General features: G+C 57.7%; 13 protein-coding genes and 1 pseudogene. 9 read left to right on the forward strand and 5 right to left on the reverse strand.

From position 1 onward, the window contains the following. The 3 genes and pseudogenes from DDA898_RS21910 to DDA898_RS02350 all read left to right on the forward strand — a co-directional run. A pseudogene (locus DDA898_RS21910) lies at nt 1–173 on the forward strand (IS110 family RNA-guided transposase); the annotation flags it as partial. 454 nt (nt 174–627) lie between these two features. Continuing rightward, on the forward strand, nt 628–2,055 hold the full coding sequence (locus tag DDA898_RS02345; protein ID WP_038910084.1) for a PTS transporter subunit EIIC: 1,428 nt from the start codon (nt 628–630) through the stop codon (nt 2,053–2,055). A gap of 66 nt (nt 2,056–2,121) precedes the next feature. Beyond that, complete coding sequence (locus DDA898_RS02350; RefSeq protein WP_038910085.1) at nt 2,122–3,558, forward strand: 6-phospho-beta-glucosidase; 1,437 nt, start codon at nt 2,122–2,124, stop codon at nt 3,556–3,558. A gap of 95 nt (nt 3,559–3,653) precedes the next feature. Here DDA898_RS02350 and argF read toward each other — a convergent pair whose 3' ends face one another. Further along, nucleotides 3,654–4,670: an ornithine carbamoyltransferase gene (gene argF / locus DDA898_RS02355; protein WP_038910086.1), complete on the reverse strand. Its 1,017-nt coding sequence runs from the start codon at nt 4,668–4,670 to the stop codon at nt 3,654–3,656. A gap of 162 nt (nt 4,671–4,832) precedes the next feature. Here argF and rraB point away from each other — a divergent pair, with 162 nt between their 5' ends. Then, nucleotides 4,833–5,261, forward strand: a complete 429-nt coding sequence (gene rraB / locus DDA898_RS02360; protein WP_013316093.1) for a ribonuclease E inhibitor RraB — start codon at nt 4,833–4,835, stop codon at nt 5,259–5,261. Nucleotides 5,262–5,335: 74 nt separating this feature from the next. Here the strand turns inward: rraB and DDA898_RS02365 are convergent, their stop codons facing one another. After that, nucleotides 5,336–5,839 (reverse strand): GNAT family N-acetyltransferase, encoded by a 504-nt coding sequence (locus DDA898_RS02365; RefSeq protein WP_038910087.1) that lies wholly within the window; start codon nt 5,837–5,839, stop codon nt 5,336–5,338. 325 nt (nt 5,840–6,164) lie between these two features. On the opposite strand from DDA898_RS02365, the gene DDA898_RS02370 reads away from it, so the two are divergent. From DDA898_RS02370 to DDA898_RS02385, 4 genes are all read left to right on the forward strand, one after another. Further along, nucleotides 6,165–6,752, forward strand: coding sequence for a helix-turn-helix domain-containing protein (locus DDA898_RS02370; protein WP_038900123.1), 588 nt, complete (start codon nt 6,165–6,167; stop codon nt 6,750–6,752). A 39-nt stretch (nt 6,753–6,791) separates the two neighbouring features. Further along, nucleotides 6,792–7,274: a GNAT family N-acetyltransferase gene (locus DDA898_RS02375; protein ID WP_038912398.1), complete on the forward strand. Its 483-nt coding sequence runs from the start codon at nt 6,792–6,794 to the stop codon at nt 7,272–7,274. Nucleotides 7,275–7,557: 283 nt separating this feature from the next. After that, complete coding sequence (locus tag DDA898_RS02380) at nt 7,558–8,625, forward strand: alpha/beta fold hydrolase (RefSeq protein ID WP_038900124.1); 1,068 nt, start codon at nt 7,558–7,560, stop codon at nt 8,623–8,625. A 141-nt stretch (nt 8,626–8,766) separates the two neighbouring features. Further along, entirely contained in the window at nt 8,767–10,386 is a 1,620-nt protein-coding gene (locus tag DDA898_RS02385) for a methyl-accepting chemotaxis protein (RefSeq protein WP_038910089.1), read from the forward strand. A gap of 137 nt (nt 10,387–10,523) precedes the next feature. Here the strand turns inward: DDA898_RS02385 and DDA898_RS02390 are convergent, their stop codons facing one another. The 3 genes from DDA898_RS02390 to pepA form a co-directional block, all read right to left on the reverse strand. Next, entirely contained in the window at nt 10,524–13,382 is a 2,859-nt protein-coding gene (locus tag DDA898_RS02390; protein WP_038910090.1) for a valine--tRNA ligase, read from the reverse strand. A gap of 13 nt (nt 13,383–13,395) precedes the next feature. Beyond that, nucleotides 13,396–13,845 carry a DNA polymerase III subunit chi gene (locus DDA898_RS02395; protein WP_013316103.1) on the reverse strand — a complete coding sequence of 150 codons (450 nt, stop codon included), beginning with the start codon at nt 13,843–13,845 and terminating at the stop codon, nt 13,396–13,398. Nucleotides 13,846–13,959: 114 nt separating this feature from the next. After that, on the reverse strand, nt 13,960–15,468 hold the full coding sequence (gene pepA / locus DDA898_RS02400; protein ID WP_013316104.1) for a leucyl aminopeptidase: 1,509 nt from the start codon (nt 15,466–15,468) through the stop codon (nt 13,960–13,962). Nucleotides 15,469–15,751: 283 nt separating this feature from the next. On the opposite strand from pepA, the gene lptF reads away from it, so the two are divergent. After that, complete coding sequence (gene lptF, locus DDA898_RS02405; RefSeq protein ID WP_038910092.1) at nt 15,752–16,870, forward strand: LPS export ABC transporter permease LptF; 1,119 nt, start codon at nt 15,752–15,754, stop codon at nt 16,868–16,870.

Consider the following 16,870-nt stretch of genomic DNA (forward strand, 5'->3'; position numbering starts at 1 on the left):
CGGCCATCAGTCACAATCGTCATGTGAAGGCGCAATACGAGCGACTGTTGCTAAAAGGCAAGGCAAAGATGCTGGCGATAGGAGCGGCGATGAGGAAGCTGGTTCATCTGTGTTACGGCGTGCTGCATACGCAGCAACGATATGACAGGGATTATGGGGTGGTAGCCAGTTGAAATACTTGACTGGAGACACGGTTACTCAACGCCGCCTCTCCTTGACCACTGGCTGGTGGCTAAACTGTGGCGCTACGCGCTACCTTCGGCGTTCGACTTCGCTGTTCGGGCCGCTCGTGACGTGCTCCCGGCACGGCACGAGCTTTCGCGGCGTCCTGCCGCTCACCCGGCGAAGTCGCTCGCCTCAGCACAGTTTTTGACGCCGGGAAAATCCTTCCTCCTGTACTACCAAGGGGTTTGTTCACATCCTCTTTTTTGTATTTGGGCTGGCTTCGCTTTTCCTCCTGTATCTCCCGCTATTAGCGCCGTATCGGATGTGATCCCGCCCGTAAAACCGGCATAAGGTTTTATGAAACCGGTTGCAGTGATAATGGCTTTCATGCAGTCTGAAACCGGTTTCAGTGGTGGTCGAATCAACGAAGTGGTTACCGAACATCAACATTAAGGTGGCGCCATGTCAGGGATCCGAGATTACGCGAAATTAGCGCAGAACATTCTGCAGGAAGTGGGCGGTCAGCCGAATATTGTCGATTTTTCCCGCTGCGCCACCCGGCTACGCCTGATACTGGCGCAAACGCCTGATAACGCGAAAGCGCGGATTCAGAGTCTGCCCGGCGTGATTGCGGTGGTGGAGAGCGCCGGTCAGTTTCAGATTGTCATCGGCGTGCATGTGGCGGAAGTGTACCAGCAGATGGCGGCACTGCTCGGCGAGGGCGCGCAGCACGGCGAAGAACCCCGTCGACGCGTGCTGGATACGGTGATCGCCACCATGTCGGCGGTGTTCGCGCCGATTGTGTATATCCTGGCGGCGGCAGGGATACTGCAGGGCATACTGATCGTTATTCAGCAGTTCTCCGCCGGTTTTGCGCTGACCGGTACCTATCGCGTGCTTAATTTCATGTCCTGGACGCCGTTCGCCTTTCTGCCGGTGTTTATCGCTCTTACTGCTTCCCGTCATTTCCGCTGCAACACCTATATCGCGGTGCTGTGCTGCTGCGCGTTGATCAACCCGGAATGGACGGCGATGGCGGGGAAAATCGCCGCCGGCGAGTCGATCACTCTTCTGGGGCTGCCGCTGGCGAAGACGGTGTATACCGCGTCGGTATTGCCGCCGCTGTTTCTGGTGTGGGTGCTGGCGTGGGTGGAGCGCCGGGTGGAAAAACGATTGCCGGATATCGTCAGCGCGCTGTTTACCCCGTTGATTTGCTTTGTGATTGTGGTGCCGCTGACGTTGCTGTTGATCGGCCCGGCCAGCACCTGGGTCGCCACCGGGATCGCCGCCGGCTATAACGCGCTGTTCAATGCCTTCCCGGCGCTGGCGGCCGCGATTATTGGCGGCGTGTGGCAGATCATTGTGATCTTCGGCGTGCACTGGGGCATCACGCCGGTGGTGGTGGCTAACTTTGACCTGAACGGTTACGACTCGTTTCAGGCGTTCCAGACCGTCGCCGTGGTCGCCCAGATGGCGGCCGCATTCGGCTGTTTTTTGAAAACGCGTAATCGTGAACTGAAAGCGCGTTCGATGTCGGCGGGGGTGACGGCGATTTTCGGCATCACCGAACCGGCTATTTACGGAGTGACGCTGCGCTACAAGAAGCCCTTCATCTGCGGCTGCATCGGCGGGGCGGTGGGCGCGGTAGTCGCCAGCCTGTTCGGATCGCTGTATTACGCTTATGCCGCATTGCCGGGCGTGCTGACGATGATCAACGCCATCAACCCATCCGCCCCGATGTCGTTTATCGGCGAGCTGGCTGGCTGCGGTGTGGCAATTGTGCTGACTATCGGACTGGTGATGGTGGTGGGGTTTGACGATCCGGTGGAGGAAACGGCCGCGGCGCCAGCGGAGGCAACGTCGGCGACCCGGACAAGCACATCGGTTTGATATGACAGTGAATATTGAGTGCCTTACCGTCGGCGTATGACGGTATTTAACGAGGAGGTGGAGAATATGAGTCAACTACCCGCAGGGTTCTTATGGGGCGGCGCGGTGGCGGCGCATCAGCTGGAAGGCGGCTGGAATGAAGGCGGCAAGGGCGTCAGCGTAGTGGATGTGCTGACCGCCGGCGCGCACGGCAAACTGCGGCGCATTACCGACGGCGTCGTTCCCGGCGAGTCCTACCCGAACCACGAGGCAATCGACTTTTATCATCGTTACAAGGATGACATCGCGCTGTTTGCGGAAATGGGCTTCAAATGTTTTCGCACCAGCATCGCCTGGACGCGTATTTTCCCCAACGGCGATGAAGCGGAGCCGTGCGAGGCGGGGCTGAAGTTTTACGACGACCTGATCGATGAACTGCTCAAACACGGTATCGAGCCGGTGTTGACCCTTAGCCATTTCGAGATGCCGCTGCATCTGGTGCAGCAGTATGACGGCTGGATGAGCCGCAAAACGCTGGACTGCTTCGTGCACTTCGCTGCTACGGTGATCGAACGCTATCAGCACAAGGTGAAGTACTGGATGACCTTCAACGAGATCAACAACCAGAAGAACGTGTCGGCCGAGATTTTCGGCTGGATGTGTTCCGGGGTGAGGTTTCCGCAGAAGGCCAAACCGGAAGAGGCGATGTATCAGGCGGTACACCACCAGTTTGTCGCCAGCGCGCTGATCGTGAAAAAAGCGCATGACATCAACCCGGATATCAAAGTGGGCTGCATGTGCGCGTTCGTGCCGTACTACCCGCACTCTTGTCATCCGGACGACGTGATGTTGGCGACGCGTTCGATGCACGACCGTTTCTACTTCACCGATGTGCACGTGCGCGGCCATTATCCGGCCTATGCCCGGCGCGAATGGGCGCTCAAGGGCTACCACATCCACATGGAACCGGGAGACGAACGGATACTGCAGGAAGGCAAGGCGGACTACATTGGCTTTAGCTACTACATGTCGAACGTAGTAAAACACGATGTGCAAAACAAGACTGACGCCAGCATGGACGGCAGCTCCGAACATTCGATTGCCAATCCGCATTTGAAAGCCAGCGACTGGGGCTGGCAGATCGACCCAACCGGGCTGCGCTATGCGTTGGTGACGTTGTATGAGCGTTATGAAGTGCCGCTGTTTATCGTGGAAAACGGGCTGGGCGCCATCGACAAACCGGACGCAAACGGCGTGTGTCAGGATGACTACCGTATCGATTACCTGCGTTCCCATATCGAAGCCATGAAGGCGGCGGTGTGGGAGGATGGCGTCGACCTGATGGGGTACACGCCGTGGGGCTGTATCGATCTGGTGTCGTTCACCACCGGTGAGATGGCCAAACGCTACGGCTTCATCTACGTCGACAAGCACGATGACGGCACCGGAACGCTGGCGCGCACGCCGAAGAAATCCTTCCACTGGTATCAACGGGTGATTGCTTCAAACGGCGAGGAACTGTAAACCGCGTCAGGATAAGCGTATGGGCTGATAACGCCGGTTATCCGGCCCGCTGCTGAGCCACATCGTCGTCGGTGTGGCTCACTGTTTTTTGCTGCTTAAATCTCGACGCTGTGGCTTAACGTCGCCACCATCACCGCTTTGATGGTGTGCATGCGGTTTTCCGCCTGATCGAACACAATGCTGTGGGCGGATTCAAACACATCGTTGGTGACTTCCATACCGTTGTGCAGGCCGTATTGCTCCGCCATCTGTTTGCCGAGCGTGGTCTGGTCGTCATGAAACGCCGGCAGGCAGTGCAGGAATTTCACCTGCGGGTTGCCGGTGGCGGCGATCATCGCGGCGTTAACCTGATATGGCCGCAGCAGGTCGATACGCTGCTGCCATACCTCTTTCGCTTCCCCCATCGAGACCCACACGTCGGTATAGATGAAGTCTACGCCGTTTACCCCGGCCGCCACGTCTTCAGTCAGCGTAATCGAACCGCCGGTTTTAGCGGCCGCAGCCTGACATTCCGCCACCAGACCGGCATCCGGCCAGCAGGCTTTCGGGGCGATTAATCGCAGATCCAGCCCGGTGATGGCGGCGGCTTCCTGCATACTGTTGCCCATATTGTTGCGGGTGTCGCCCACGTAGGCCAGCGCCATGCCCGACAGCGATTTGCCTGGCAGGTGCTCTTGCATGGTCAGCAGGTCCGCCAGCAACTGGGTCGGATGGAATTCGTTGGTCAGGCCGTTCCACACCGGCACGCCGGAAAACTCGGCCAGGGTTTCCACCAGCACCTGGCCGTAGCCGCGGTACTGGATGCCGTCGTACATGCGGCCCAGCACCCGGGCGGTGTCTTTCATGGATTCTTTATGGCCGATCTGGCTGCCGCTGGGGCCGAGGTAGGTGACTTGCGCGCCTTGATCGTATGCAGCAACTTCGAAAGAGCAACGAGTGCGGGTCGAATCTTTTTCGAAGATGAGTGCGATGTTTTTACCTTGCAGGTGACGGGTTTCGGCGCCGTTTTTCTTATTGGTTTTCAGGGTGGCGGCGAGGGTCAGAAGGCTGCTGATCTCAGCTGGAGTGAAATCCATCAGCCGTAAAAAATGGCGTTTGTAGAACGGGTTCATCGTTGTCTTCTCCATGTGGCTCAACGTTTAAGGTTGAATTAAAATTCACTTTATATGTGTAAATATTCAAATTCAAGTGCCGCGTTCAAACTTTCTGGTGGAGAGAGAGGCTAGCCTGTGGGAAAATAACCCTATCTTTGCCGCTTTGATGAGGACTGAGACATGGCAAACCGCGAACTGCTGGAAGAACAACGTGAAGAGACCCGCCTGATCATTGAGGAGTTGCTGGAGGACGGCAGCGATCCCGATGCGCTCTATACCATCGAACACCATTTCTCAGCCGAGAAGTTTGAAGATCTGGAAAAAGTGGCGGTGGATGCGTTCAAGCTGGGTTACGAAGTCACCGACGCCGAAGAAATGGAAATGGAAGACGGCGTGATGCTGATGTGCTGCGATGCTATCAGCGAGTTGGCGTTGAACGCTGAGCTGATCGATCAGCAGGTGGAACAACTGCTGGCGCTGGCTGAGCGTCATGGCGTCAATTACGACGGCTGGGGCACCTATTTCGAGGACCCGGACGGCGAGGATGAAGACGAATTCGAGGAAGACGAAGACTTCTATGATGAGGATGACGACGGCAAACGCCACTGATTCCCCGCTTGCGTATCGCCCGGCAATTGCCGGGCGATGTGTTTTTATGCGGCGCAATGACAGCGCCCGCGTCCTTACAGCGTTTTCAGCATCCTGACTTCACAATCCACATGACCCGTGCTGCCCATAGCATGCGGGATATGCTCGAAGCCGAGTTTTTCATACAGGTGGATGGCGCTGGTCAGGTGCGCGGTGGTTTCCAGATAGCAGCGGCGAAACCCCTGCTCGCGGCCAAACGTCAGCGCCAGCTCCGCCAGCCGGCGGGCGATGCCCTGGCCACGCGCCAGCGGTAGAAAATACATTTTCTGCAATTCGCAAATATCCGATTCGCCGCCGGACAGCGGGGCCAGGCCGCCGCCGCCCACCACTTCGCCATTGCACTCCACTACCCAGTAAGCGCTGGCAGGGCGACAATAGAGTTCGAACAACTGGTCCAGGTCCGGGTCGGACACGGTATACCCTTTGTCGGCCGTCAGGCCGAATTCAGCGGAAACCCGGCGGATCACGCTGGCAATCGCCGCGTTGTCCGCGGCCGTAATCGGGCGGGTCAGCAGTGGTGTGGACGCTGAAATTGTCATGTTGCTCACTCTTGTCGGCAGAATCCTGTCAGGTCGAAAACGTCGGCAACCGGCTGGCGTTTCCCGATGATACGTACTGTCGGTGATACGTACCGCCGATTATACGTACCGACGCGCCGGCTCAAAACCCCGTTATTGATAAAGACGCGTAACGAAAAGCGCAACCGTGGATTAGCGCAGCGGTAATCGCTCGACCATGGCGCGGCTCCCGCCGTTGAACGTGCGACGGAATAACCCGTATTTACAGCGTCTTAATCTGAACGTATCTTGATCTGTTTTCTCATTTGTGAGATTTTTTATCAAAATTGATAATCAAGGATACGCGATGGAACCCTCTATTTCCGAAACCGATCGTCTTTCCGAAACCGATCGTCGTCTGGCCGGGCGGCTGGCGGCGCTGCGCCGTGAGCGCGGCTGGTCGCTGGATGAACTGGCGCAGAACAGCGGCATCAGCCGCGCTACCTTGTCCCGGCTGGAACGGATGGAGTCCAGCCCGACGGCGGCGTTATTGGGCCGCTTGTGCGCGGTGTACGGCTGTACCATGTCGTGCCTGCTGGCCGAAGTGGAAACCCAACTGCCGCAGAAGCTGAGCGCCGCGCAACAACCGGTATGGATTGACCCGGAAACCGGGTTTGTCCGGCGCAGTATTTCTCCCCCTTCCGCGGGTTTTCGTGCCGAAATGATTCATGGCGAGCTGCCGACCGGCGCGCGTATCGATTACAGCGCGCCGCCGTTGGCGGGGCTGGAGCATCACCTGTATGTGCTGGAGGGTCAGTTGGTGATGACGCTGGAAGGCGTGACCCACACGCTCGGTCCGCAGGACAGCCTGCGCTATCGCCTGTATGGCGCATCTGGCTTCCATAATCCCGGCCCGGATCCGGTTCGCTACCTGATTGCTATCTGCACCCCCTGATCTTTTTTTACTACGGAGCTGACGATGGAGCTGACGATAATGACAAACTCATCCCCGCGGGCGCCGCTGGTGATCCGCGAAGACGATCTGAGCGGCGAGGCCACACGAGTGCTGGTGGCCCTGCATCTGGCAGGCATGCACGATAATTCACCGCCGGAGCAGGTGTTCGCGCTGGATCTATCCGGTTTACAGGCACCGGACATCACGTTCTGGAGCGTCTGGCGCGGCGAGCAGATCGCCGGTATAGGAGCGCTGAAAATGCTGCCGGACGGCAGCGGAGAGCTGAAATCGATGCGTACCCACCCGCAGTGCCTGCGTCAGGGGGTGGCCGCGTGCCTGCTGGCCCATATTCTGGCCGAAGCGCGTCGGCGCGGCTTGCACCGCCTGAGTCTGGAAACCGGCAGCGGTTCGGCGTTTGAACCGGCGCTGGCGCTGTATCGTCGGCACGGTTTTGTGAATGGCGAGGCATTTGCTGAGTATACGGCCAGCGAATTCAACCAGTTTCTGCATCTGCCGCTGTAGAGGATGGCCCGGTTTCTCTCTTTAACCTTCGCGCACAGGCGACAATATCGGCAACCGGAGGGTAACGGCGGGCTTTCTCTGCGGTGAGCGGCGCATGCCTGAACAGAATCAGGACACGGATTGTTTCATGAGTATTGTTCAGGACTAAATTATATGCCGCGATAACTAAAATTGGCGGCATATAATTATTTTTTCAATGATTAGCAGGCGAGCATTATTGGGATATTTTACAGGAAACATTAACATCAGGGTCCCCCGCCTATGATTATGGAAGAGTTGTTCTATGGTTAATCGCTTGTTGTCTGGACTGGCTGGTCTGATTTTTCTGTTGGTTTTATCCCCTTTTTCGACCGCACAAACGCTACAACCACAAGAAGGGAATTGGGCCGCGCCTGAATTCCGATTCCATACCGGAGAAACCGTCAACAATCTCCGTATTCATTATTACACGTTGGGCGACAGTAAAAAGCCGGCCGTATTATTGCTGCACGGCACTAATCAGCCGATCGGCGCCTTATTGGCCGCCGGTTTTGGCGGCGAATTATTTGGTCCCGGCCAGCCGTTGGACACCAGCAAATATTTCATCATTATTCCTGAAAGCATCGGTTCAGGAAAATCCGCCAAGCCGTCTGACGGCCTGCGCACTAAATTCCCGCAATATAACTACGATGACATGGTGCTGGCGCAATACCGCTTGCTGACAGAAGGGCTCGGCATTACGCATCTGCGTCTGGTGATGGGATATTCGATGGGCGGCATGCATACCTGGATGTGGGGCGAAAAATACCCGGACATGATGGATGCGCTGGTGCCGATGGCGTCGCAGCCGAATGAACTGTCGGGCCGCAACTGGATGTTGCGCCGTATGCTGATTGAAACCATCAAGCGCGATCCGGCGTGGAAAAACGGCGATTACACCACCCAGCCGCCGTCGCTGCAGACCGCCAACATCATGTTCAGCATCGCCACCACCGGCGGTACGCTGGCCTACCAGAGCAAAGCGCCGACTCGTGCCCTGGCGGACAAACTGGTGGATGAGCGCTTAGCCGCGCCGGTCACCAGCGATGCCAACGACTTTATTTATATCTGGAATTCTTCGGCGGATTATAACGCGTCGCCGGAATTGGCCCGTATCAAGGCGCCGTTGCTGGTGATTAATTCCGCCGATGATGAACGTAATCCGGTTGAAACAGGAATATTGGAAAGTGAACTGAAAAAGGTAAAACACGCCGAGCTGTTTTTGATTCCGGCAAGTAAGGAAACCAGCGGTCATGCCACCATGATGTCGGCGAAGTTTTACAAAAATAAATTGGGTGAGTTTTTGGCAGCGGTTCCACCCCATAATAAATAACAGAAATTAACCGCGTCGGGCCGACGATAACGACACAATAACGTCGGCCTTTCCTTTCATGATATTTCCTTTTCATTTTTGTTGCGGTTTACGTGTGAGCTGAAGCTCATGGTTTCTTATTACCAAACAACAGGGACAATTATGTTTCGTAAGATAAAGATCCGCACAACGCTCAGTATTATGGTGTTCTCTCTGGCGGTGCTGTCATTGATTGTGGGCGTCCTGGGGTTGGTGGCCGTCCAGTCGGGTAATAAATCGTTTGCGCATGTGGATAACGTGGTGTTGCCGGGGTTGGTGGCGCTGAATGAAAGCTCGGAATTGTTATTGCGCGCTCGTCTGGATTTACGGCTGTACGAATCCCTGATGGGGAAAGGGGACAAGGATGCCGCCACGGTGGCGCTTAAGCGCGCCAGAGGCAAAATTGATGATGCCGGCAAGAAGTGGCAGGAGTACCTGACCTATCCGCAATTCGAACAGGAAAAGATCATTTCTTCCGATATGGCGGCGAAACGCGACACCCTGATGAATGAGTTCATCAACCCGGCGTTTATCGCGCTGGAAGCCGGCAATCTGGATGACTATCGCCAGCGGGCGGGGAAATCCACCACGCTGTACGCCGATTTTGACGGCGCGGCGAAAAAACTGGTGCAGTACAAGCGCCAGAGCATCGACGAGGCTTACAGTGACTCGAATGCGCGCGTTAGCCGTATGCAGATGATCCTGTCGGTGGTGATTGTGTGCGCGCTGGTGCTGGCGGCGCTGGCCTGGTCTATCCTGACCAATCTGGTGGTGAAACCGCTCAATCAGGCGATTACCGTATTTGACCGGATTGCTGAGGGCGACCTGCGCGCCAAAATCGATATTCGCGGCAATAATGAAATCGCCCAGCTGTTTGGTGCGGTGCAACATATGCGCGACGGGCTGGAAAATATGGTGCGGGCGGTGCGCAACGGCACCGACGCCATCAGTGTCGGCGTTGAGGAGATCGCCTCCGGCAACATTGATTTGTCCAGCCGTACCGAGCAGCAGGCCGCGTCGCTGGATGAAACCGCCGCCAGTATGGAACAGATTCTGTCGACGGTGGGCAACAATGAAGACAACACCCGCAAGGCGAACGATCTGGCGAAGAAAGCGTCGGATTCCGCTTCTCGCGGCGGTAACGTGGTGACGGAAGTGGTGGATACCATGCGGTCTATCCAGCAGAGTTCGGCCCGCATTTCCGACATCGTGGGCGTGATCGACGGCATCGCCTTCCAGACCAACCTGCTGGCGCTGAACGCGGCGGTGGAGGCCGCACGGGCGGGCGAACAGGGGAAAGGGTTCGCGGTGGTGGCATCCGAAGTGCGCACGCTGGCGCAGCGCAGCGCCACGGCGGCCAAAGAGATCGGCACCATGATCGATAATTCACTGAACCGTATCGAAAAAGGCGCCGGGCTAGTGGAAGTGGCCGGCAAGACGATGGATGAAATCCTGTCGGATGTTCGCAAAGTGGTGGATATCATGGGCGAAATCATGCTGTCTTCCGGCGAGCAGAGCCGGGGTATTTCGCAGATTAATATCGCCATCAACCAGATGGACGGCGTGACCCAGCAGAACGCCAGCCTGGTGGCGGAGGTGGCGACCGCCGCCAGTTCGCTGCAGGCCCAGGTGACGCATCTGCAACAGTCGATCGCCAGCTTCCGTCTCGACAGCGAGACGCAACCGATGCTGACCGGTAGCCTCAATGCACAGCCGCGCGTGGCGCTGGTCGGCGCGCGCTAACCCATAGATAGACGTTAGAATTACATCAATAAAAAGCCCCGCGATAACAAGCGGGGCTTTTACTTTTTGTCTCTCTCAGGCAAACACGGCATCAATCAAGACCGACGCAGCGTTGACTGCGTCAGTCGGCGACCTGATTACAGCGCGGCGATGGTGGCCTGTTGTTCCAGCAGTTTGGCTTTGGCAACCGCGTAACCGTCGCGTTTTTCGCGCTCTTTGGCGACGACCGCTTCCGGCGCGCGCGCGACAAAGCCTTCGTTAGACAGCTTGCTGTCGATGCGGCTGATTTCCAGTTCAAGCTTCGCCACTTCTTTTGCCAGACGATCCAGCTCGGCCACTTTGTCGATAAGACCCGCCATCGGGATCAGCAGCTCAGCGCCATCCACCAGTTTGGTGACGGATACCGGGCCTTTGTCGCCGGCTGGCAACAGCGTGATGCTCTCCAGACGCGCCAGCGTCTGAATAAAACCGAGGTTGTCCTGCACGCGGCGGGTAGCATCGGCGGACGCATCGCGCAGCAGCAGCGTCAGTGGCTTGCTGGGCGCAATGTTCATTTCGGCGCGGATGTTGCGTACCGCGACGATCGCCTGTTTGATCCACTCCAGATCGTTGAACGCCTGCTCGTCTTCCAGCGTGGCGTCAAAAGCCGGGAACGGCTGCAGCATAATGGTGTCGGCGGTCACGCCTTTCAGCACTTTCACCCGTTGCCAGATGGTTTCGGTAATGAACGGAATGATCGGGTGCGCCAGACGCAGCAGCGCTTCCAGCACGGTGACCAGCGTATGGCGGGTGCCGCGCAGTTCCGCGTCGCTGCCGCCGGTCATCACCGGCTTGGTCAGTTCCAGATACCAGTCGCAGAACTGGTTCCAGGTGAACTCGTACAGCACGTTGGCGGCCAGATCGAAACGATAGCCGTCCAACGCTTCGCGGTAGGTTTTTACCGTGCGGTTGAATTCCGCCAGAATCCAGCGGTCGGCCAGCGACAGCACTTTTTCCCCGCCGCCAGTAAAGCCGCAGTCCTGGTCTTCGGTGTTCATCAGCACGAAGCGGCTGGCGTTCCACAGCTTGTTGCAGAAGTTGCGGTAACCTTCCAGACGTTTCATGTCCCAGTTGATGTCGCGGCCGGTAGAAGCCAGCGCCGCCAGCGTAAAGCGCAGCGCGTCGGTGCCGTGCGGTTCGATGCCGTTCGGGAACTGTTTCTCGGTGCGCTTGCGGATTTTCTCCGCCAGCTGTGGCTGCATCATGTTGCCGGTGCGTTTTTCCAGCAGCGCTTCCAGCGAAATACCGTCCACCATATCCAGCGGGTCAATCACGTTACCCTTGGATTTGGACATCTTCTGGCCTTCCTCATCGCGGATCAGGCCGGTCATGTACACAGTGTGGAACGGCACCTGCGGCTTGCCGTCTTCATCTTTGATGAAGTGCATGGTCAGCATGATCATGCGGGCAATCCAGAAGAAGATGATGTCGAAGCCGCTGACCATCACGCTGCTCGGATGGAAGGCTTTCAGCTCCGGCGTCTGTTCCGGCCAGCCTAGGGTGGAGAAGGTCCACAACCCGGAGGAGAACCAGGTGTCCAGTACGTCTTCGTCCTGATGCAATGCTACATCGGCGCTCAGGTTGTTGTCGCGGCGCACTTCGGCTTCATCACGGCCGACATACACCTTGCCGTTATCGTCGTACCACGCCGGAATACGGTGGCCCCACCACAGCTGGCGGGAGATACACCAGTCCTGAATGTCGCGCATCCAACTGAAGTACATGTTTTCGTACTGCTTCGGCACGAACTGAATACGGCCGTCTTCCACCGCTTCGACGGCCGGCTTGGCCAGCACGCCGGCACGGACGTACCACTGGTCGGTCAGCATCGGTTCGATGACTACGCCGCCGCGGTCGCCGTAGGGCACGGTCAGGTCGTGTGCTTTGATTTCTTCCAGCAGGCCCAGTTCGTCAAAAGCGGCCACCACCGCTTTACGGGCGGCAAAACGTTCCAGTCCGCGGAAAGCCTCCGGAATGTCGCTGCTGTAGGCGGTGTTGGCTTCACCGTTGCTGCTGAAGACTTCCGCTTCCTGACGGATATCGCCGTCAAAAGTCAGGATGTTGATCATCGGCAATTGATGGCGCTTGCCGACTTCGTAGTCGTTGAAGTCATGCGCCGGGGTGATCTTCACGCAGCCGGTGCCTTTTTCCATATCGGCGTGTTCGTCGCCGACGATCGGAATGCGGCGGCCGACCAGCGGCAGGATCAGGAATTTGCCGATCAGATCCTTGTAGCGCGGATCTTCCGGGTTCACCGCCACGCCGGTATCGCCCAGCACGGTTTCCGGACGGGTGGTCGCCACCACCAGATAATCGTTGCCGTCGGCGGTTTTAGCGCCGTCCGCCAGCGGGTAGCGCAGGTGCCACATCGAGCCTTTGACGTCGCGGTTTTCCACTTCCAGATCGGAAATGGCGGTGCGCAGTTTCGGATCCCAGTTCACCAGGCGTTTGCCGCGGTAGATCAGGTCTTCTTTATACAGGCGAACGAACACTTCCTTCACCGCGTTGGACAAGCCGTCGTCCATGGTGAAGCGCTCGCGCTCCCAGTCTACCGAGTTGCCCAGACGGCGCATCTGACGGGTAATGGTGCCGCCGGATTCCGCCTTCCACTGCCAGATTTTATCGATAAACGCATCGCGGCCGTAATCGTGACGGGTTTTGCCCTCTTCGGCGGCGATCTTGCGCTCCACTACCATCTGGGTGGCGATACCGGCGTGGTCGGTCCCAGCCTGCCACAGGGTGTTTTTACCCTGCATACGCTGGTAGCGGATCATCGTGTCCATAATGGTTTGCTGGAAAGCATGACCCATGTGCAGGCTGCCGGTGACGTTGGGCGGCGGGATCATGATGCTGAAGCTTTCCTGGCTGGTGTCGCCATGGGGCTTGAAGTAGCCCTGTTTTTCCCAGTGCTCGTACAGCGGCTGCTCAATGTCGTGCGGGTTGTATGTCTTTTCCATTATGCTCAAAAAGTCAGTGAGTTGGCGGCGTCGCCGTGGTCAATTGGAAGCCGACGCTGCGATAGGCCTTGTAGCGGTCGCGCGCCAACTGTTTCAGAGATTCTTCGTAAGGGACGAAGTCTATCACTTCATGGAAAGCGGTGGCAAAATCTGCGAACTGCGGCTGCAGGCTGATCAACAGGTCGCGCGGCGCGTTGCCGCGCTTCTGCGGCCAGGCCAGCTCCACCGGCGCGCCTTGCCGCGGCCCTTCTCCCGCCAGATTATGCGGCACGAATTCGTGAGGTTCGCGTTGCCACAGCGCCTCGTCCAGCCTCAATGCCTGCTGTTCATCCTCGCAGGCGATCAACACTCGCTGACCGGCACGCCAGCGCGCCGCCGCCAGGGAGCAGGCCAGCGCTTCGCAGGCGTTCAGCTCGCCGCTGGGGCGATCGTGATCAATAAGATAGAAGGTCGCGTTTTTCATGGTGCTCCGCATACCGATGAGGGTCACAGACAGAATAACAAATCCCCGCAAGCGCGGGGATCAGGCCGTAAAGGGATGAATACGCCACCGGCCGGCGGTGGCGATTGCCGATGATTACTCGGCGTCATTCAACCCGGCGCGGTTCAGCAGGAACTGCGACAGCAGCGCCACCGGGCGGCCGGTCGCGCCTTTAGCTTTGCCGGAGCGCCAGGCGGTGCCGGCGATATCCAGATGCGCCCAACTGTACTTGCGGGTAAAGCGCGACAGGAAACAGGCGGCGGTGATCGCTCCGCCCGGACGGCCGCCGATGTTGGCCATGTCGGCGAAGTTGGAGTCCAACTGCTCCTGATATTCGTCGCCCAGCGGCAGACGCCAGGCGCGGTCGCCCGCTTGTTCCGACGCGCCCAGCAGTTCGTGCGCCAGCGGATTGTGGTTCGACATCAGCCCGGTCAGGTGGTGACCCAGCGCGATAACGCAGGCGCCGGTCAGGGTGGCGACGTCAATCACCACGTCCGGCTCGAAGCGCTCGACGTAGGTCAGGGTGTCGCACAGCACCAGACGGCCTTCGGCGTCGGTGTTCAGCACTTCCACCGTCTGGCCTGACATGGTGGTCAGAATATCGCCGGGACGATAGGAACGACCATCGACCATATTTTCGCAACCGGCCAGAATACCGATGATGTTGAGCGGCAACGCCAGCTCCGCCGCCACGCGCATCACGCCGTAAACCGAGGCCGCGCCGCACATGTCGTACTTCATTTCGTCCATGCTGTCGGCCGGTTTAATGGAGATGCCGCCGGCGTCAAAGGTCAGACCTTTACCCACCAGCACGATCGGCTTGCTGTTGTTGTCCGGGTCGCCCTTGTATTCGATCACCGACATCAGCGATTCGTTCTGCGAGCCTTGTCCTACCGCCAGATACGCGTTCATGCCCAGCTCTTTCATCTGCTGTTCGCCGATGACGCGGGTAGTGACCTGGCTGTAGCCGTCGGCCAACTGGCGCGCCTGCGAGGCCAGATAGGCGGCGTTACAGATGTTAGGCGGCATGTTGCCCAGATCTTTAGCCGCTTTGATGCCGGAGGCGATCGCCAGGCCGTGCTGGATGGCGCGCTCGCCGGAGGTCAGCTCGCGGCGGGTCGGCACATTGAACACCATTTTGCGCAACGGGCGACGCAGCTCGACCTTATTGGTCTTCAGCTGATCAAAGGTATAGAGCGTTTCTTTGGCGGTTTCGACCGCCTGACGCACTTTCCAGTAGGTGTTGCGACCTTTTACATGCAGTTCGGTCAAAAAGCAGACGGCTTCCATCGAGCCGGTTTCATTGAGGGCGTTGATGGTTTTCTGGATCACCTGCTTGTACTGGCGTTCATCAAGCTCGCGCTCTTTGCCGCAGCCAATCAGCAAAATGCGCTCGGAAAGGATATTGGGTACATGGTGCAAAAGCAGGGATTGCCCGACCTTGCCTTCCAGTTCGCCACGGCGAAGTAGCGCGCTGATGTAACCGTCGCTGATTTTATCGAGTTGTTCTGCGATAGGGGACAGCCGACGCGGTTCAAACACGCCGACGACAATGCAGGCACTGCGTTGTTTTTCCGGGCTACCGCTTTTTACGCTGAACTCCATGTACTCTCCTGAATCTTTAAAGACAACGGCGGACTCTACGGCTAGAATGTGACATTCCGTAATATTTTCCCGCCGTTGCGTTAACATAACCTGTGTTAATTTAAACGACGTAGCGAATCTGTGCAGAGGATACTCAGCAGGTTCTGATAAACATCCCACAAACAGGGATGTTTTAATAATGCTTTAGCTACGAAGGTTGCCACAAATGAGTGTAAATGGCGAGTTAGCGAAAAAACTATCGACTTTCCTGCAAAAATACAAGTTTTCACAGGCGTAATTAAGCGTGATCATCATTCGATATCTGGTACGGGAAACCTTCAAGAGCCAGGTGGCCATTCTGTTTATCCTGTTACTGATTTTTTTCTGTCAGAAACTGGTGCGGATACTGGGCGCTGCCGTGGACGGCGACATCCCGACAAACCTGGTTTTGTCCCTGCTGGGGCTGGGCGTGCCCGCGATGGCGCAACTGATTCTGCCGTTGAGCCTGTTCCTCGGGCTGCTGATGACCTTCGGGCGGCTCTACGCTGAAAGCGAAATCACCGTAATGCATGCCTGCGGGCTGAGCAAAGGCGTATTGCTTAAGGCCGCGCTGTTGCTGTCGCTGCTGACGGCGTCGTTCGCCGCCGCGAATGTGTTGTGGCTGAGCCCCTGGTCGTCGCGCCATCAGGACGAAGTGCTGGCGGAGGCGCGCGCCAACCCTGGCATGGCGTCGCTGGCGGAAGGCCAGTTCCAACAGACGCAGGACGGCAACTCGGTACTGTTCGTCGGCAAGGCGAATGGCAGTGATTTTGAACGGGTGTTCCTGGCGCAATTGCATCCGCGCGAGAACACCCGGCCATCGGTAGTGGTGGCCGATCGCGGAACGGTCGCGGCACGCGGCGACGGCTCCCAGGTGGTGACGCTGAGCAAGGGGACGCGCTATGAAGGCACGGCGATGCTGCGGGATTTCCGTATCACCGATTTCATCGATTATCAGGCGATTATCGGCTACCAGCCGGTTGCGCTCGATCCGAACAACGTCGACCAGATGGATATGCAAACACTGTGGCGTTCGTCGGATATCGCCGCCCGAGCCGAGTTTCACTGGCGGTTGACGCTGATTCTGTCGGTGTTAGTCATGGCCATCATGGTGGTGCCGCTGAGTGTGGTTAACCCGCGTCAGGGCCGGGTGCTGAGCATGCTGCCCGCCATGCTGCTGTATCTGGTGTTCTTCCTGTTGCAGAGTTCGCTGCGCTCCAACGCCGGTAAAGGTAAGCTTGACCCGTTGGTGTGGATGTGGCTGACCAATCTGGGCTATTTTGCGCTGGCTATCGCCCTGAATCTGTGGGACAGCCTGCCGGCGCGTAAAATTCGCGCCAGCCTGAAATCAGCCAACGGCCAGAAAACGAAAGGAGCGGCCTAA

The organism is Dickeya dadantii NCPPB 898 (assembly GCF_000406145.1).
Taxonomy (GTDB): domain Bacteria; phylum Pseudomonadota; class Gammaproteobacteria; order Enterobacterales; family Enterobacteriaceae; genus Dickeya; species Dickeya dadantii.